This window comes from Stenotrophomonas sp. YJH_SMC_81 (assembly GCF_059370875.1).
Genome location: NZ_JCAFUB010000006.1, coordinates 53,788 through 70,302 on the forward strand (window position 1 = coordinate 53,788; position 16,515 = coordinate 70,302).

General features: G+C 67.4%; 15 protein-coding genes and 1 pseudogene. 10 read left to right on the forward strand and 6 right to left on the reverse strand.

Annotated features, from left to right (window positions below):
• Positions 1 to 26 precede the first annotated feature (26 nt).
• Positions 27 to 1,544, forward strand: coding sequence for an MFS transporter (locus tag AC5P8U_RS13820; protein ID WP_088497794.1), 1,518 nt, complete (start codon positions 27 to 29; stop codon positions 1,542 to 1,544).
• A gap of 278 nt (positions 1,545 to 1,822) precedes the next feature.
• Here the strand turns inward: AC5P8U_RS13820 and AC5P8U_RS13825 are convergent, their stop codons facing one another.
• Positions 1,823 to 2,227: a GFA family protein gene (locus AC5P8U_RS13825; RefSeq protein WP_072168213.1), complete on the reverse strand. Its 405-nt coding sequence runs from the start codon at positions 2,225 to 2,227 to the stop codon at positions 1,823 to 1,825.
• Between the two features lie 170 nt (positions 2,228 to 2,397).
• Between AC5P8U_RS13825 and AC5P8U_RS13830 the strand changes: the two genes are divergently transcribed.
• Together AC5P8U_RS13830 and AC5P8U_RS13835 are read left to right on the forward strand one after the other, a co-directional pair.
• Positions 2,398 to 3,372, forward strand: a complete 975-nt coding sequence (locus tag AC5P8U_RS13830; protein WP_447897349.1) for an Lnb N-terminal periplasmic domain-containing protein — start codon at positions 2,398 to 2,400, stop codon at positions 3,370 to 3,372.
• A pseudogene (locus tag AC5P8U_RS13835) lies at positions 3,372 to 5,384 on the forward strand (esterase/lipase family protein); the annotation flags it as partial. The gene AC5P8U_RS13830 and the pseudogene AC5P8U_RS13835, both read left to right, overlap by 1 nt.
• A 97-nt stretch (positions 5,385 to 5,481) precedes the next feature.
• On the opposite strand, the gene AC5P8U_RS13840 reads toward AC5P8U_RS13835, so the two are convergent.
• Positions 5,482 to 6,903 carry an MFS transporter gene (locus tag AC5P8U_RS13840; RefSeq protein ID WP_447897347.1) on the reverse strand — a complete coding sequence of 474 codons (1,422 nt, stop codon included), beginning with the start codon at positions 6,901 to 6,903 and terminating at the stop codon, positions 5,482 to 5,484.
• A 29-nt stretch (positions 6,904 to 6,932) separates the two neighbouring features.
• Here AC5P8U_RS13840 and soxR point away from each other — a divergent pair, with 29 nt between their 5' ends.
• The gene (soxR, locus tag AC5P8U_RS13845; protein ID WP_005415534.1) at positions 6,933 to 7,367 is read left to right on the forward strand and encodes a redox-sensitive transcriptional activator SoxR; all 435 of its coding nucleotides are present in this window, start codon (positions 6,933 to 6,935) and stop codon (positions 7,365 to 7,367) included.
• Between the two features lie 78 nt (positions 7,368 to 7,445).
• Here soxR and AC5P8U_RS13850 read toward each other — a convergent pair whose 3' ends face one another.
• On the reverse strand, positions 7,446 to 8,048 hold the full coding sequence (locus AC5P8U_RS13850) for a short chain dehydrogenase (RefSeq protein WP_005415535.1): 603 nt from the start codon (positions 8,046 to 8,048) through the stop codon (positions 7,446 to 7,448).
• Between the two features lie 98 nt (positions 8,049 to 8,146).
• On the opposite strand from AC5P8U_RS13850, the gene AC5P8U_RS13855 reads away from it, so the two are divergent.
• On the forward strand, positions 8,147 to 9,022 hold the full coding sequence (locus AC5P8U_RS13855; RefSeq protein WP_227836593.1) for a LysR family transcriptional regulator: 876 nt from the start codon (positions 8,147 to 8,149) through the stop codon (positions 9,020 to 9,022).
• A 60-nt stretch (positions 9,023 to 9,082) separates the two neighbouring features.
• On the opposite strand, the gene proC is transcribed toward AC5P8U_RS13855, so the two are convergent.
• Together proC and AC5P8U_RS13865 are read right to left on the reverse strand one after the other, a co-directional pair.
• Complete coding sequence (gene proC, locus AC5P8U_RS13860) at positions 9,083 to 9,904, reverse strand: pyrroline-5-carboxylate reductase (protein ID WP_072168207.1); 822 nt, start codon at positions 9,902 to 9,904, stop codon at positions 9,083 to 9,085.
• Positions 9,905 to 9,922: 18 nt separating this feature from the next.
• Positions 9,923 to 10,600: a YggS family pyridoxal phosphate-dependent enzyme gene (locus AC5P8U_RS13865; RefSeq protein WP_005415538.1), complete on the reverse strand. Its 678-nt coding sequence runs from the start codon at positions 10,598 to 10,600 to the stop codon at positions 9,923 to 9,925.
• Positions 10,601 to 10,687: 87 nt separating this feature from the next.
• Here AC5P8U_RS13865 and AC5P8U_RS13870 point away from each other — a divergent pair, with 87 nt between their 5' ends.
• From AC5P8U_RS13870 to AC5P8U_RS13880, 3 genes are all read left to right on the forward strand, one after another.
• A complete protein-coding gene (locus AC5P8U_RS13870) occupies positions 10,688 to 11,725 on the forward strand; it encodes a type IV pilus twitching motility protein PilT (protein ID WP_004147099.1) in 1,038 nt (345 codons plus the stop codon).
• A 98-nt stretch (positions 11,726 to 11,823) separates the two neighbouring features.
• Positions 11,824 to 12,966 carry a PilT/PilU family type 4a pilus ATPase gene (locus tag AC5P8U_RS13875; protein ID WP_005415539.1) on the forward strand — a complete coding sequence of 381 codons (1,143 nt, stop codon included), beginning with the start codon at positions 11,824 to 11,826 and terminating at the stop codon, positions 12,964 to 12,966.
• A 121-nt stretch (positions 12,967 to 13,087) separates the two neighbouring features.
• Positions 13,088 to 14,071: an aldo/keto reductase gene (locus tag AC5P8U_RS13880; protein WP_072168205.1), complete on the forward strand. Its 984-nt coding sequence runs from the start codon at positions 13,088 to 13,090 to the stop codon at positions 14,069 to 14,071.
• A 47-nt stretch (positions 14,072 to 14,118) separates the two neighbouring features.
• Here the strand turns inward: AC5P8U_RS13880 and AC5P8U_RS13885 are convergent, their stop codons facing one another.
• Complete coding sequence (locus tag AC5P8U_RS13885; RefSeq protein WP_088497788.1) at positions 14,119 to 15,018, reverse strand: LysR family transcriptional regulator; 900 nt, start codon at positions 15,016 to 15,018, stop codon at positions 14,119 to 14,121.
• 394 nt (positions 15,019 to 15,412) lie between these two features.
• Here AC5P8U_RS13885 and AC5P8U_RS13890 point away from each other — a divergent pair, with 394 nt between their 5' ends.
• Together AC5P8U_RS13890 and AC5P8U_RS13895 are read left to right on the forward strand one after the other, a co-directional pair.
• A complete protein-coding gene (locus tag AC5P8U_RS13890; RefSeq protein WP_439426654.1) occupies positions 15,413 to 15,625 on the forward strand; it encodes a DUF4287 domain-containing protein in 213 nt (70 codons plus the stop codon).
• A gap of 111 nt (positions 15,626 to 15,736) precedes the next feature.
• A complete protein-coding gene (locus tag AC5P8U_RS13895; RefSeq protein WP_353762006.1) occupies positions 15,737 to 16,444 on the forward strand; it encodes a YitT family protein in 708 nt (235 codons plus the stop codon).
• Positions 16,445 to 16,515 lie beyond the last annotated feature (71 nt).

The window sequence follows — 16,515 nt, forward strand, 5'->3', positions numbered from 1 at the left end:
AATGCCCCTGATGGAAGGAGGCCCGCATGGCCCCGGATTCGACGTTCCCTGTACCTGCCCAGACGCCGCAACGCTGGACGCTGCTTGCGGTTTGCCTGGCCGCGCTGGCGCTGCCGTTGTCCTTCACCGCCGGTGCCGTCGCGGTGCCGGTGCTGGCCCGCTCCGCAGTGGCATCGCCCACTGCGCTGGCCTGGGTGACCAACGCCTTCATGCTCACCTTCGGCAGCCTGCTGCTCGCTGCCGGTGGCCTGGCTGATCGCCATGGCCGACGGCGGATGTTCCTGCTGGGCACGGCCGGCTTCACCGTCGCGACGGCCGCTGTATGCCTGGCGCCTACGCTGCTGTGGCTGGATCTGGCGCGCGGCCTGCAGGGCGTGGCCGCCGCCGCAGCGCTGGCCTCGGGCACCGCTGCGCTGGCGCAGGGCTGGCAGGGACCGAGGCGTGCCCGTGTCTTCGCCCTGCTGGGCACGACATTCGGTGCGGGCTTGGCGCTGGGGCCGCTGCTCGCGGGCCTGCTGCTGCAGGCGCTGGGCTGGCGCAGCGTGTTCGCTGCGGGCGGTGTGCTGACGTTGGCGGCGTTCGCCCTGGCCGCGCGCGCGTTGCCCGAAAGCCGGGGCGAGCGCGGACGGCTGGACATCGCCGGCATGCTGGGCTTCAGCCTGATGCTGGCGGCATTGACCCTGGCCCTGCTGTGGCTGGGAGAGTACGGCCTGCACGCCGGTCGCGTGCAGCTGGCGCTGTTGGCGACGCTGCTGTTGGGCGGCGCGTTCGTCTGTACCGAACGGCTGCATCCTTCCCCGTTGCTGGACCTCTCACTGTTCTGGCAACCGGCGTTTCTCGGCGTCCAGCTGCTGCCGGTGGCGACCTGCCTGGGCTACGTGGTGCTGCTGGTCGTGTTGCCTCTGCAACTGCTGGGCGTGCATGGCCAGAGCACGACGCTGGTGGGACTGCAGATGCTGGCGCTGTCCGCGCCGATGCTGATGCTGCCGATGCTGGCCGCGCGTTGGGCGGAACGCGTTGGAAGCGCACGGCTGTGCACGCTGGGGCTGCTGGTGTGCGCCTCTGGCCTGTACCTGCTGTCGCGCCATGCGACGCATCCGTCGCCCTCGCAGTGGGTGCCGTTGCTGATGTGGGTCGGTGCAGGCACGGCCTTGCCGTGGGGGCTGATGGATGGGCTGTCGGTGAGCGTGGTGCCTGTACAGCGTGCGGGCATGGCCGCCGGCATCTTCGGAACCGTGCGGGTAGCAGGCGAAGGTATCGCCCTGGCCGCAGTGACGGCGCTGCTGGCGATGGTGGTCGACCAGCAGCTGCATGGGGCATCGCCCGCGTCGTTGGCGCGTGCCGGTGCCTATCTGGCGAGCGGGTCCCGCGACCAGGCGGCGGCACTGCTGCCGGCGATGAGCGCTGAGCAGCTGCAGCAGGTCAGCGCCAAGGCGCTGGCAACACTGCTGCGTGTACTGGCGCTGCTGACGGCTGTGTGTGCTGTGTTGTTGCACCTGTTGCTGCGGAAACGCAAAGGCATGTTGGCCGAGCATACGGCGTAGCAGGCTCATCGCCCCCTCCGCCGTCATCCCGTTGTCGTCTTCCGCTCACACCGCGCATGCCCACCCAGGTCTAATGTTGATCGTCCCCGTCCCCTACGGAGACCCGCCATGTGGCTGCTCGACCATCTCTGGCCCAGCCGTCGACCGCTTCCTCCCCCAGTCGCGGATGCGCCGCAGGTGCCGCCACGCCGGCCTTGGCTGAAACGACCCGCGCGGGCGGGGCGCAGCGGCATGGCGCCCTGGCAGAAGATCGCCACGCCGCCGCGGCGCACGCGCCACTAGTCGCTGCGGTCTGACGGGTGATTGATCCCGTCGCTGACCGGAATGACCCCCAGCGCGAACGGGTCGATGCCTTCCAGGCAGGCCACGTTGTAGCCGTACTCGTCCGGGTTGGAGCGGCGCCGGTGATGGGTGTAGATGCCGCACACGCCGCAGAAGTAGTGCTCCGCCACATGGGTGTTGAACTGGTACTTCTGCAGGTGATGCTGCCCGCGCACCACCTGCAGGCCCTGACGGGGGACGCTGGCGGCGATGGCGCCACGGCGGCGGCACATCGAGCAGTCGCAGCGGCGGGGATCGACGATCCCGTCCGGCAGGTCCAGCAGCAGCTCGACCGTGCCGCAGTGACAGGTTGCGCGGTGCCGGGGTTGGACCGGAACGCCGGCCACGGAAGTGATGCCCATCGTTGCTCCTGTGTGATTCATCTGGCCGCGGGGCCGCCGCAGACGGTGCGCCGGCGTGCCTGAACGGGCCGTAGATGCCACGGTGAACCCGCTTGTGGCTAACTATGCGGCTTCGGGACCGCGACAGGATGCCAGTGAGAGCCGCAGGACGTTGGATGACAGGAAGTGCCATGGCGCTGGCAGCGTTGTGGGTGACCGGGCTGCTGGCTTACCAGATGCCCGGGCCGGGCTGGCTGGCGAACGGTATTGCCGTGCTGTGGCTGCTGGCTGCGCTGTGGGCCTCGTGGCGGGTCGCGCGTGGCCGCAGCAGCCGTCGCCTGGGCCTGGCGTTCGGCGCTTCGCTGGCGCTGGCTGGCCTCTGGTGGCTGCTGCTGACCCCGCGCCAGGACCGCGTATGGGCCGACGACGTGGCCCGGCGCCTGCATGTGGTGTCCTTCGACGGGCGCCACGTGGTGTTCGACAACGTGCGTGATTTCACCTGGCGCAGCGAAACCGACTACGACGCGCACTGGGTGCGCCGCGCGTACGATCTTGACCAGCTGCGCTCGGCCGACCTGGTGCTGTCGTACTGGATGGGCCCGGCGATCGCCCACACCCTCATCTCGTTTGGCTTCGAGGATGGGCGCCACGTGGTGTTCTCGCTGGAGATCCGCAAGGAGCGCGGCGAATCGTTCTCGGCACTGGGCGGCTTCTTCCGCAGGTTCGAGATGACCCTGGTGGCCGCGGAGGAAACCGACATCATCCGCACCCGCACCAATGCGCGCGGTGAGGACGTCTACCTGTACCGCCTGCATGGCATGGACCGCGCGCAGTTGAAGGAGCTGTTTGCCGCGTACATCGCACAGGCACGCGAACTGGATGCCAAGCCGGGCTTCTACAACACGCTCACCAGCAACTGCACCACCATCGTCTTCGACCTGGCCCGCCATATCGCGCCGCGCCTGCCGCTGGACTATCGCCTGCTGCTGTCCGGGTACCTGGCCGAGTACGCACAGGAAGTGGGTGCGTTGACCCCGGGTGTGCCGTACGCCGAGCTGCACGACAAGGGCCGCATCACCCAGCGTGCGTTGGACCTGGGCAGCGGCGAACACTTCTCCACCGTGATCCGCCAGGGCGTGCCTGGCACCGAGCAGGACCCGCAGTAATGACTCGACTCCTCCTGATCCGCTGGCAGCGTGCGCTGCCGGTGTTGTTCGCCGCCTTCCTGCTGCTGGGCAGCAGCGGTTGCGCGATGGTCACCGTCAAGCAGGTCAAATCCAGCGATTCGCTGGTCAACAAGCGTGCCGACGTGCTCAATACCGGCAAGCTCAGCCCCGCCGCGCGCGAGACGCTCAGCGCGGCAGGCCTGGACGAATCGCAGTGCGAGAAGGACTTCCTGGTCTGCCGCAGCACGCTGCTGATGACCGACGATCTCAATGTCGAGCAGCGGCTGTCGGCGCTGTCCGAACTGTGGGTGAAGGCCGCGCTGGCGCTGACGCCGAAGAAGACCGCAGCCGGTGATCCGCCGATGAGCGACGCAGCGCTGGACGCCTGGCTGGAAGCCGCGCGCTACGCCTATGCCTACCTGTTCTACAGCGGCCGATCGCCGTCCGACCGTGCCTTCGAGGACCGGCAGACACAGGTGCGCGACTACTACAACTACGCCGCCGAGAAGGCAGCGGTGGTGCTGTTCGTCCGCGCGCGCGCCGCTGCGTTGGCTGGCGAGGACTACACGAAGCCGATCGCGGTTGGCAGCTGGTCGCTGGCCTCCAACTACCAGCAGCTGAACCTGAAGAGCATTCCCGCACAGCTGGTGCCGGCCGGCACGGTCAGCTTCGTCGGGCTGCGCAGTACTTATCGCCGTGATGGCTTCGGTGCCGAGCTGGTGATGGTGATGGACCCGCCGAAGCTGGTCGCACCGGTGATCGCGCCTGAGGGCCCGAAGGCCGAGACACCGCAGGATGACGAAGAGGGCGCACGCCGTGGCCGTCGCCACCGGCATGACGATTCGGTGCCCGAGTTCAGCGAGATGTCCTCGATCAACGTCACCGCGTTGCTGCGTTTCGAAGGCAGCAGCCTGGACGATGTGATGCGGACGCGCCGGGTTGAACTGGATGCCTATTCGCCGGAAGCCACCGAGCGCATCACCCTGCACGGCGAGCAGGTGCCGCTGGCCGGCAATTTCACCGCAGCCTACGGCCTGTGGCTTGCCCAGAGCGGCTTCGCCCGGCAGTCACTGCGCACCCTGTTCGGCATGAGCGAGGGCATCGGCGAGCCACACATCTACCTGATGCAACCGTGGGACCCGAACCGCCGCATCATCTTCATGCTACACGGCCTGGCCAGCAGCCCGGAAGCCTGGGTGAACCTGGCCAACGAGATCATGGGCGACCCCGAGCTGCGCCAGCAGTTCCAGGTGTGGCAGGTCTATTACCCGACCAACGCACCGATCGCGCTGAACCGCTACGAGATCGCCAACGCGTTCAACGACACGCTGAAGCACTTCGATCCCAATGGCAGCACGCGTGCATCGAAGGATATGGTCTACATCGGCCACAGCATGGGCGGCGTGCTCGCGCGGCTGCTGGTGAGCGATTCCGGTGACGTGCTGTGGAACGACCTGCTGGCCAACTATGACCTGAAGGGCGAGCGTCTGAAGCGCGTGCAGAACAAGCTGGGGCCGTTGCTGCATTTCAAGGCACAGCCGAACGTGGAGCGTGCGATCTTCATCGCCGCTCCCCACCAGGGCACGGACATCGCCGGCAACAAGGTCGGGCGCCTGCTGGGCCGGCTGGTGCGCCTGCCGCTGACCATTCTCGGCAAGTTCGAGGACGTGTTCATGGCGCTGGCGCAGGCCGAGCAGCAGGTCGATGGCACGGCCAAGCCGAAGATTCCCAACAGCATCGACAACCTCAAGGCCAGCGATCCGTTCGTCAAGGCCGCAGCGCAGCTGCCGATCGAAGCGGGACTGAAGTACCACTCGATCATCGCCCAGCGCAAGCCGGAGCTGCCGGTGGACAAGTCCGATGACGGACTGGTGCCGTACTGGAGTGCGCACCTGCCGGGTGCACAGTCGGAGAAGGTGATCATTTCCGGCCACAGCGTGCAGGAGACCCCGCAAGCGGTGCTGGAAGTGCGGCGCATCCTGCACCGGGATATCGATGACGTGGGGGACGGGGACCCGGTAGTGCCGGCCGCTGGCCGGCACTCTCCGCGCACGCGGGAATCCCGTGATGGTGCCGGCCAGCGGCCGACACTGCCGAAACCGGGCGACGCTACACCCGCCGCGCGATCACCGCGGCCAGCACCGCCAGGCCGAAGGTGATCGCCAGGCACAGCAGGTAGCCGGTGTGCGGCGCGCTTTCCACGAACAGCGCGAACAACGCACCGGAGACCGCCAGCGCGGTGGTCACCGACAGGGCCTCGCTCAGCTGCAGGGCCGACGTGTTGGCACCCTGCTCATGCGCTGCTGACAGCGAAAGCGTGAGTACCGAGAGGCTGGCGTAGATCATGCCCATGCCGAAACCGGTGACCGTCCAGCCCACCAGGGCCACCGGCAATGGCACTGCATTGAACAACACCGCAAGCGTTGCGGCGATGCCGACCGTCATCATCGCCGTGCCGACGCGCAGCAGCTGCTGGCGTGACCAGCCGCGCTGCTGGTGACCCTGCAGCCAGGAGCCGGCGAACCAACCGAGTGCGCCGAGGCTGAGCACCGCGCCGGCCCAGCTGGGCGGGAGCCCGCGTTCGCGCTGCAGCAGCAGCGGCAGGTAGGCTTCGCAGGCGAAGAATGCGGCGGCGGCGATGCCGCGCAGTGCGATCACGCTGGGCAGGCCCCTGCGCAGGATCAGCGTTCCGGCCGGCAGCAGGCGATGCACGCATAGCAGCAGCGCCAGCATCGCCACGCCGATGCAGAGCAGGGCGGTCGGACCGTGCTGCTGGCCGCCGAAGTACAGCAGCAGCGCCGCCAGCGATGCACCACTGGCCCAACGTACGACGTTGCCGCGCCCCTCGTCGTCGTTGCTGTCGGCGGAGGGCTGCATGCGCGCCAGCGCAGGCCGCAGCAACAGGGCAGCAGGGACTGCCAGCAGCGGCACCGCCAGGAACACCCAGCGCCAGCCGAGATGCTGGACGATCAGGCCGCTCAGCGCCGGGCCGACCATCGAGGGCACCACCCAGCCCGCCGAGAATGCCGCGAACACCTTCGGCCGCAGGTGCTCGGGGTAGCTGCGGCCGACCATCACGTACAGCGAGACCGAAATCGCGCCCGCACCCAGGCCCTGCAGCAGGCGCCCGGCCACCAGCATGCCCATGCGCACGGCGAAGCCGGCCAGCAGCAGGCCCAGCACGAAGCAGGCCAGGCCGTACCACAGCGGCCGTGCCGGGCTCTGGCGGTCGGCCCAGCGTCCGGCCAGGGTCATGCCGATCACGCTGGTGGCCAGTGTGCCACCGAAGGCCAGCGCATACAGGCGCAGGCCGCTGAGTGCTTCGGCCACCGTGGGCATCGCGGCCGCGACGGCCAATGCTTCGAAGGCGTGCAGCGCGACCAGCGCGACCATGCCGAGGGTGGTGGCGCGGTAGCGCGCGGACAGGATCGATGTGTCAGCCGGCAGGCGGGTGTCGGCGGGAGAGAGGGTCGGGGTCATACCGGTCAGGGGCGGGCCGCGCTTGTCAACGGGCGGCGAAGATAGCAGCATGCCACCTCAACTATAGTTGAGGTCAAGCAATGGCATCCCAGGAACTCAGCGTTGGCGAGGTCTCCCAGCGCAGTGGCGTGGCCGTTTCCGCACTGCATTTCTACGAGCGCAAGGGGCTGATCAGCAGCCTGCGCACCTCGGGCAACCAACGCCGTTACAGCCGCGACGTGCTGCGCCGGCTGGCGGTGATCCGCGTTGCGCAGCGGGTGGGCATGCCACTGGAAGCGGTCGGCCGCGCCTTCGAGAGCCTGCCTGAAGGCCGTGCACCGACCAAGGCTGACTGGGCCAAGCTGTCCGCGCGCTGGCGCACCGAGCTGGAAGAGCGCATCCACATGCTGCAGCTGCTGCGCGATGAACTGACCGGCTGCATCGGCTGTGGCTGCCTGTCACTGCAGCATTGCCGCCTGGCCAACCCTGGCGACGTTCTCGGCGAACGCGGCGATGGCCCGATGCGCTGGGAATGAAAAAGGGGACGCGCTCCCGGTAGCGCCGGGCCATGCCCGGCGGACGAAAACGACTTGATCCCCTCCGTCCCCTTTTTCTTACCAGACCGTGATCGTCTCGCCGCTCTGGATGCCTTCCACTGCACGCTGGAAGGCCAGTGCGGCGCGTTGTGCGCTTACCGCTTCGAAGCCCGGGAAGTAGGGGCCGTAGGCCGCCATTGATTCGATCAGTACGTTCGGGCTGACCACGTTGATGCGCAGGCCGCGCGGCAGCAGCTCCAGTGCGGCGGCGCGCACGAAGCCTTCCAGTGCGGCATTCACTGCGGTGGCGTTGACGCCGTCGCGGATCGGCTGCGCGCTGATGATGCCGCTGGTCAGGGTGATCGAGCCACCGGCATTGAGGTGGTGCTGGGCGGCCAGTGCCAGCCGCACCTGGCCCAGCAGCTTGTCCTGCAGGCCGCTGTTGAACTGTGCCGGCGTCATCTCCTGCAGCGGTCCGAAATGCACCGAGCCGGTGGTGGAGATCACCGCATCGACTGCACCGGTGCGGGCGAACAGTTCGGCGACGCTGGCGTCATCGGTCAGGTCCACGCGCAGTTCGCCACTGCGGCGGCCGGCGGCGAGAATCTGATGCTGTTGGCCGAGCTGACGGGCGACTGCCTGGCCGAGGGTGCCGCTGGCACCGACGAGGAGGATCTTCATGGCCGTTCCTTGCGTGTGGGAGTGAGCGCAGTCTGCGCCGTCACAGCGTGGTTAGGTAAGCGGCGTATGATTTGCAGATTCCTAACTCTGGATTAGCAATGGATACCCTTCGCTGCATGCAGGCCTTCGTGGCAGTGGCCGAGCGCGGCAGCTTCGCCGGCGCCGCCGAACAGCTGCAGGTGTCGGCGGTGATGGTGGGCAAGTACATCCAGCAGTTGGAAGCACATCTGGGCACCGCGTTGCTGCAACGGAACACCCGCCGCCAGCGCTTGACCGAAGCCGGCAGCGCCTACCTGGCCGGGTGCCGGCAGGTGCTGGAGCAGGTGCAGCAGGCCGAGGCCGATGTGGCCGGCCTGCAGGTACAGCCGCGTGGCCTGTTGCGGATAAGCGCGCCCACCACCTGGGGCAGCTGCGTGCTGGCGCCGCAGCTGGCCGGCCTGCTGCGCGCGCAGCCGCAGTTGAATATCGAGCTGGACCTGAGCAACCGCCGCGTGGACCTGATCGAAGATGGCTTCGACGCGGCGATCCGGGTCGGGCCGTTGCCATCGCAGGAGGTGGTGGCGCGGCCGCTGCCGCCGTATGCGATGAGCCTGTGCGCGGCGCCGTCTTACCTGCGCAGGCGCGGCACGCCGCGAACACCGGATGACCTGCAGGGGCACGACTGCCTGAGCCATCTGGCCTGGCGCGGCGGGCATGGCTGGCAGTTGGCCAACGGCGAACAGGTCGACTGGGAGGCACGGCTGAGCAGCAACGATGGCTTCGCATTGCGCGAAGCCGCCGTAGCCGGGGCCGGGCTGGTACTGCAGCCCACCGCACTGCTGGCGGCGGAGATCGCGGCAGGGCGGTTGAAACCACTGCTGCGCGACTACCTGCCGGAACCGCGGCCGATGCACCTGATCTACCTGCCCGATCGACGCCCGCGCCCCCGTTTGCAGTGCTTCGTCGATTTCGTCATGACCACGTTGGGGCAATGATCATCGGGTTAGATCGGGTCAGACCCCTTTGCCTCGGCAAAGGGGTCTGACCCCAGGGGATCAATCATTCGCAGCAGACAATTCCTGTCCACGCACCTGCGCGGCGCGCAGTGCTTTGTCCACCAGTGCCTCGAAGCCGCCAGCCTGGAAGCTCTCGATCGCGGCCTGGGTAGTGCCGTTGGGTGACGTCACGCGTCGGCGCAGCTCTGCGGGGCTCTCACCGGCCTCATCCAGCATGCGCGAGGCGCCCAGCAGGGTCTGCACCACCAGCGTGCGCGCGGCCTCGGCCGGCAGGCCCTGGGCAATGCCCGCCGCTTCCATCGCTTCGGCCAGCAGGAACACATAGGCCGGCCCGCTGCCAGACACGGCGGTGACCGAATCCATCAGTGCCTCGCGTTCGATCCACACCGTGCGCCCAGCGCTGGCCAGCACCTGTTCGGCCTGCGCGTGCTGCTGCGGATTCACCGAGGGCGTGGCATACAGGCCGGTCACGCCGGCGCCGAGCAGAGCGGGGGTATTGGGCATTGCGCGCACCACCGGCAGGTTGCCACCCAGCCAGCGCTCCAGCTGTGCGCTGGTGATGCCGGCAGCGATCGACACCACCAGCGGCCGGTTTGCCTGGGCCAGTGCCTGCAGCGACTGGCAGACCTCACGCAGCACCTGCGGCTTCACCGCCAGCAGCCAGGTGCTGCCTTGTGCGCCGGCATCGGTGGCGTTGTCGTGTACCTGCACGCCGAAGTCGGCAGCCAGCGACTCGCGCAGCGCTGCAACCGGTTCGGCCACATGGATGTGCGCGGCGGGCACGCCCTGGCGGATCAGGCCGGCGATCAGGCTGCGGGCCATGTTGCCGCCGCCGATGAAGGTGATGGAATCAGCTGCCATGGAAGTCTCCTTGGAAAATCAGGCCGGGCGCGCGCGCGCGCCGAACAGGGCGGTGCCGATGCGCACCAGGGTGGCGCCCTCGGCGATGGCTTCGGCGTAGTCGCTGCTCATGCCCATCGACAGCGTGTCGACCTGCGCGCGCTGGGCGGCCAGCGACTGGAAAAGTGTGCGCATGCGCACGAACGCATCCCGACGGCGCTCCACCTCGGGCCACGGCGCAGGAATCGCCATCAGGCCACGCAGGCACAGCGAGGGCTCGGCGGCAATCGCTGCGGCCAGCCCCTCGACATCCTCCGGTGCACAGCCGTGCTTGCTCGATTCATCGTCGATGTTGACCTGGATCAGCACATTCAGCGGGCCGCGTGCGGCCGGGCGATGGCGCGCCAGCGCCGTTACCAGCTTGGGCCGGTCCACGCTCTGCACCCAGTCGAAATGGGTGGCCACCGCCTCGGCCTTGTTCGACTGCAGGTGGCCGATCAGGTGCCACTCCAGCGCCAGGTGCTGCAGTGCCTGCATCTTGGCCAGCGCTTCCTGCACATAGTTCTCGCCGAAGGCCTGCTGGCCCTGTGCGGCCAGCGCGGCCACGGCCTCGGCCGGTTGGGTCTTGGACACGGCCAGCAGGCGCGGATCGGGCCGGCCGGCCGCCTCGGCGGCGGCATGCAGGTTGCTCAGGATCTGGGGCAGGGGAGTGGCCACGTAACGCGTTCCGTTGAATCAGGAGGCTATACTGCCGCCCGGGGAAAGATCCTTCCAGTCGAAGCCGTTATTGGGGAGTAGCCGCTCATGGATATCGCCGAACTGCTGGCGTTTTCCGTAAAGAACAAAGCGTCCGACCTGCACCTGTCTGCAGGCCTGCCGCCGATGATCCGCGTGGACGGCGACGTTCGCCGGATCAACATCCCGGCCCTGGACCACAAGCAGGTCCACGCGCTGGTGTACGACATCATGTCCGACAAGCAGCGCCGCGATTACGAGGAATTCCTCGAAGTGGACTTCTCCTTCGAGATCCCGTCGCTGGCGCGCTTCCGTGTGAACGCGTTCAACCAGAACCGCGGCGCCGGTGCGGTGTTCCGTACCATTCCGTCCGAGGTGCTCACCCTCGAGGACCTGGCCTGCCCGCCGCTGTTCCGCGAGGTGATCCAGCAACCTCAGGGCCTGATCCTGGTGACCGGCCCGACCGGCTCGGGCAAGTCGACCACGCTGGCGGCGATGATCGACTACATCAACAAGAACGAATACGGCCACATCCTCACCGTCGAGGATCCGATCGAATTCGTGCACACCTCGCAGAAGTGCCTGATCAACCAGCGCGAAGTGCACCGTGACACGCATGGGTTCAACGAAGCACTGCGCTCGGCACTGCGTGAGGACCCGGACATCATCCTGGTCGGCGAACTTCGCGACCTGGAAACCATCCGCCTGGCACTGACCGCTGCGGAAACCGGCCACCTGGTGTTCGGCACCCTGCACACCAGTTCGGCGGCCAAGACCATCGACCGTATCATCGACGTGTTCCCGGCCGGCGAAAAGCCGATGGTGCGTTCGATGTTGTCCGAGTCGCTGCGTGCGGTGATCTCGCAGGCACTGCTGAAGAAGGTCGGCGGCGGCCGTACCGCGGCGTGGGAAATCATGGTCGGCACCCCGGCCATCCGCAACCTGATCCGCGAGGACAAGGTGGCGCAGATGTACTCGGCCATCCAGACCGGCCAGCAGTACGGCATGATGACCCTGGACCAGCACCTGCAGGACCTGGTCAAGCGCAGCCTGATCACCCGCAACCAGGCCCGCGAGTACGCCAAGGACAAGCGCCTGTTCGAGTAAGGCGGGACAGCGACGGGCGGCGCGCGCAATGGCGCGGCCGCTCCGTGTTGTTTCCTCCACCGACCGTTACCTGGTAAACCGCTTTCCGGGAGCCCGCCGTGAACACCACCGCGACCACCATCGATTTCACTTCGTTCCTCAAGCTGATGGCGCACCAGCGCGCCTCTGACCTGTTCATCACTGCGGGTATGCCACCGGCGATGAAGGTCAACGGCAAGATCTCGCCGATCACGCAGACGCCACTGACGCCGCAGCAGAGCCGCGACCTGGTCCTCAACGTGATGACCCCGGCACAGCGCGAGGAATTCGAGAAGACCCACGAATGCAACTTCGCCATCGGCCTGTCCGGTGTCGGCCGTTTCCGCGTGAGCTGCTTCTACCAGCGCAACCAGGTCGGCATGGTGCTGCGTCGCATCGAGACGCGCATTCCGACCGTGGAAGAGCTGAGCCTGCCGCCGATCATCAAGACGCTGGCGATGACCAAGCGCGGCATCATCCTGTTCGTCGGTGCCACCGGTACCGGTAAATCGACTTCGCTGGCGGCGATGATCGGTTACCGCAACCAGAATTCGACCGGCCACATCATCACCATCGAAGACCCGATCGAATTCGTGCACAAGCACGAGGGCTGCATCATCACCCAGCGCGAAGTCGGCATCGATACCGACAGCTGGGAAGCTGCGCTGAAGAACACCCTGCGCCAGGCGCCGGACGTGATCATGATCGGCGAGGTGCGTACCCGCGAAGGCATGGACCACGCCATCGCGTTCGCCGAAACCGGCCACCTGGTGCTGGCCACGTTGCATGCCAACAATGCCAACCAGGCGATGGACCGCATCGTCAACTTCTTCCCGGAAGACCGCCGCAACCAGCTGTTGATGGACCTGTCGCTGAACCTCAAGGGCGTGGTCGCGCAGCAGCTGGTGCCGTCGCCCGATGGCCGCTCGCGCAAGGTGGCGATGGAGATCCTGCTGGGCACGCCACTGGTACAGGACTACATCCGCGACGGCGAGATCCACAAGCTGAAGGAAGTGATGAAGGACTCGGTCCAGCTGGGCATGAAGACCTTCGACCAGAGCCTGTTCGAGCTGTACCAGGCCGGCGAGATCAGCTACGAGGACGCGCTGCGTTACGCCGATTCGCAGAACGAGGTGCGCCTGCGCATCAAGCTCAGCCAGGGCGGCGACGCGCGCACCCTGTCGCAGGGGCTGGATGGGGTGGAGATCTCCGAAATCCGCTGACCTGGCCGGCAACGGTCATGACCGGATTGATGAATTCCAGTCATGACCGACTGCGGTCCAGCCGGCTCAATCCATCGCCACCGCAGGCGTATCGTCAGCACTCCCCCTCTGGAGTACGACGATGCAGACACGTGAACTCGGCCGCAGCGGCCTGAAGGTTTCCGCCCTGGGCCTGGGTTGCATGGGCCTGACCCATGCCTACGGCCAGCCGGTCGAACCGAGCCAGGGCATCGCCCTGCTGCACGCTGCCGTCGAGCGCGGCGTGACCTTCTTCGACACCGCCGAGGTGTACGGCCCGTACACCAACGAAGACCTGCTCGGCCAGGCCTTGGCGCCCTACCGCGACAGGCTGGTGATCGCCACCAAGTTTGGTTTCAAGGACGCGCGCACCGATGCCGGCCTGGACAGCCGCCCGGAGAACATCCGTGCCGTGGCCGAAGCCAGCCTCAAGCGCCTGCGTACCGACCATATCGATCTGTTCTACCAGCACCGCGTCGACCCGAACGTGCCGATCGAGGATGTGGCCGGCACCGTGCGCGACCTGATCGCCGAGGGCAAGGTCGGCCACTTCGGCCTGTCCGAGGCGAGCGCTGCCACCGTGCGTCGCGCGCATGCGGTGCAGCCGGTCACCGCCGTGCAGAGCGAGTACTCGCTGTGGTGGCGCGAACCGGAGCGTGAGCTGCTGCCGACGCTGCAGGAGCTGGGCATCGGCTTCGTGCCGTTCAGCCCGCTGGGCCGCGGCTTCCTGACCGGTGCGATCAACGCCGATACCACCTTCGACGCCAACGACTTCCGTAACAGCGTGCCGCGTTTCGAAGTGGAGGCGCGCCGCGCCAATCAGGCGCTGGTGGATCGCATCAGCACGATTGCGGCAGCGCGCGGTGCGACGCCTGCGCAGGTCGCACTGGCCTGGCTGCTCGCGCAGGCACCGTGGATCGTGCCGATTCCGGGCACCACCAAGGTTCATCGCCTGGAAGAGAACCTGGGCGCGGTCGACCTGCAGCTGGCACCGGAAGAACTGCAACGCATCGCGCAGGCGCTGGACGAAGTGTCGATCGTTGGCGAGCGTTACAACCCGCAGCGTGCGGCACAGGCCAAGGGCTGATCACCGGGTGCGGACCGAGGTGGGTGCGGACCGTTGGTCCGCACACCTCATCCAGCCATCGGCCCGCGCAGCGCATCAAGCACCGTCCGCATCGCCACGGTCACGTGGCGGCGCGAAGGGTAGTACGCGTAGTAGCCATCGAAGTGCGGGCACCAGTCGTCCAGCACTGATTGCAGCCGGCCATCGTCCAGCATCGGCTGCACCTGGTCTTCCGGCAGCCAGGCCAATCCGCTGCCTGCCAGCGCAGCGGTGCGGGTCATGCCCATGGTGTTGAACGTCCACTGGCCGCTCACGCGCACGCTCAGTTCATTGCCGTCCTGGCCGAAATCCCACGGCATCAGCCCACCATGCGTGGGCAGCCGCAGGGTCACGCAGTTGTGCCCGGCCAGGTCGTCCGGATGCCGCGGCACCGCGTGCTGGCGGAAGTAGCTGGGCGCCCCGACCACGCGCATGCGCAGCGGCGGGCTGATCGGTACGGCGATCATGTCGCGCGCCAGCCGCTCGCCCAAGCGGATGCCGATGTCGTAGCGCTCGGCCACGATGTCGGCCAACCCGTAGTCGGCCGCCAGTTCCACCTTCAAATCCGGATACTGCTGCAGCAGCGGCGCCAGCCTGGGCCAGGCGATGTACTCGGCAGCGTGGCCGGTGGCATTGATACGGATGGTGCCGGCCGGGCGTTCACGGTACTCGGCCAGCGCGGCCAGCCCGTCCTCGATCTCGGCCAGGCGCGGGGCCAGGGTATCGAGCAGGCGGGCACCGGCTTCGGTGGTCGAGACGCTGCGGGTGGTGCGGGTCAGCAGGCGCACGCCCAGGCGCTGCTCCAGTCCGCGCATGGCATGGCTGAGCGCGGACTGGGACACGCCCAGCTGGGCGGCAGCCTTGGTGAAGCTGCCCTCGCGGGCAACGTGGACGAAGGCCTGCAGGTCGTTGAGATTTTCGCGGGGCATGCGGGAATGATACGGCCGGGCTGCGCCCGGCACCTGCTTCAAGCCAAGGCAACGTCAACGTCAAATGCGTGCATTCCGTGGGATGGCGGGGTGGGTCCGGTTGAGGGGGACGCCGTCCGTGTGGCTCGGTCGCGCTTGCTCGTGTGCGCTGTCCTGCGCACACGGCAAGACCGGGGGGGCGTCCTGCCCAACCCGCCCGAGGCATGCCTCGGGCCCATGGCGCTCACGCCCCGCAACCTGAGCCACCCCGCCTTCGACAGTTTCCCGCGAGCTGTTGGAACGGCATTCTGCCTTGGTGGGTGCCGACCGTTGGTCGGCACCGGGTCAAACGTGTGGGTATGTCGATTTCAGGGACTGTGGTTCGTCGAATGAATGACTTCAACGGGAGCTGCAGATGAGCACTGACACCAAGCCGAAAGGCCCGGCCTCGTACTTCCCCTCCATCGAGAAGACCTACGGGCAGCCGGTGGCGCACTGGTTCGGGCTGCTGGCGGGGAAGAAGGGCCTGAAACACTTGGAACTGGTCAGCTTCCTGAAGAGCGAGCACGGCCTGGGCCATGGCCACGCCAACGCGCTGGTGGCATACCACCTGGCCGGAAAGGGGTAACCAGCGGCCGGCGGAGGGCAGGGCAGGACGCATTCAGCTGAACGATTTCATCTGCAACTGTCATGCGGATCGTGTCTAATAGCGCTCCCCACCTGCTGTTCCCCCACCCGCATGTCCCTTCCCTCCCATGGCCCCGCGCCGTGCGACGACGCTGACGGCCACCTGGTCACCGCCGGTCCGCTGACCCCGCCGCCCGACAGCGCCGGCACCACCGCCGACGACAAAGCGCTGCGTCACTCGATCGCCGAGGACGTGCAGGGCATGGTGCTGGCCACTATTGTGGCCTCGCTGGGCCTGGCCATCTTCGCCAAGGGCGGGCTGATGATCGGCGGCATGGCGGGCATGGCCTTCCTGCTGCACTACGCGATGGGCTGGAACTTCGGCCTGGTGTTCGTGCTGGTCAACCTGCCGTTCTACTGGGTGGCGCTGCGGCGCATGGGCTGGGAATTCACCCTGAAGACCTTCGCTGCGGTCACCGCCTGTGGCGTGCTGACCGACCTGCTGCCGCGCTGGATCGACTTCTCGCACATCAACCCGCTGTACTCGGCGATCGTCGGTGGTGCGTTGTCCGGCCTGGGCATCCTGTTCTTCATCCGCCACCGTGCAAGCCTTGGTGGCATCGGCATCCTGGCGGTGTACCTGCAGCGCACCCGTGGCTGGAGCGCGGGCAAGGTGCAGATGTCCTACGACGCCTGCCTGATGGTGGCCGCGTTCTTCGTGTTGTCGCCATCGAAGGTGCTGTACTCGGCCATCGGCGCGGTGGTGCTCAGCCTGGTGCTGATGTTCAACCACCGCCCCGGCCGCTACATGGGCGTGTGACGTTCAACGGTGTTGCCGGCCAGCGGCCGGCACTACCTGAACCCATGCATGGCAGCGCCGGGCCATGCCCG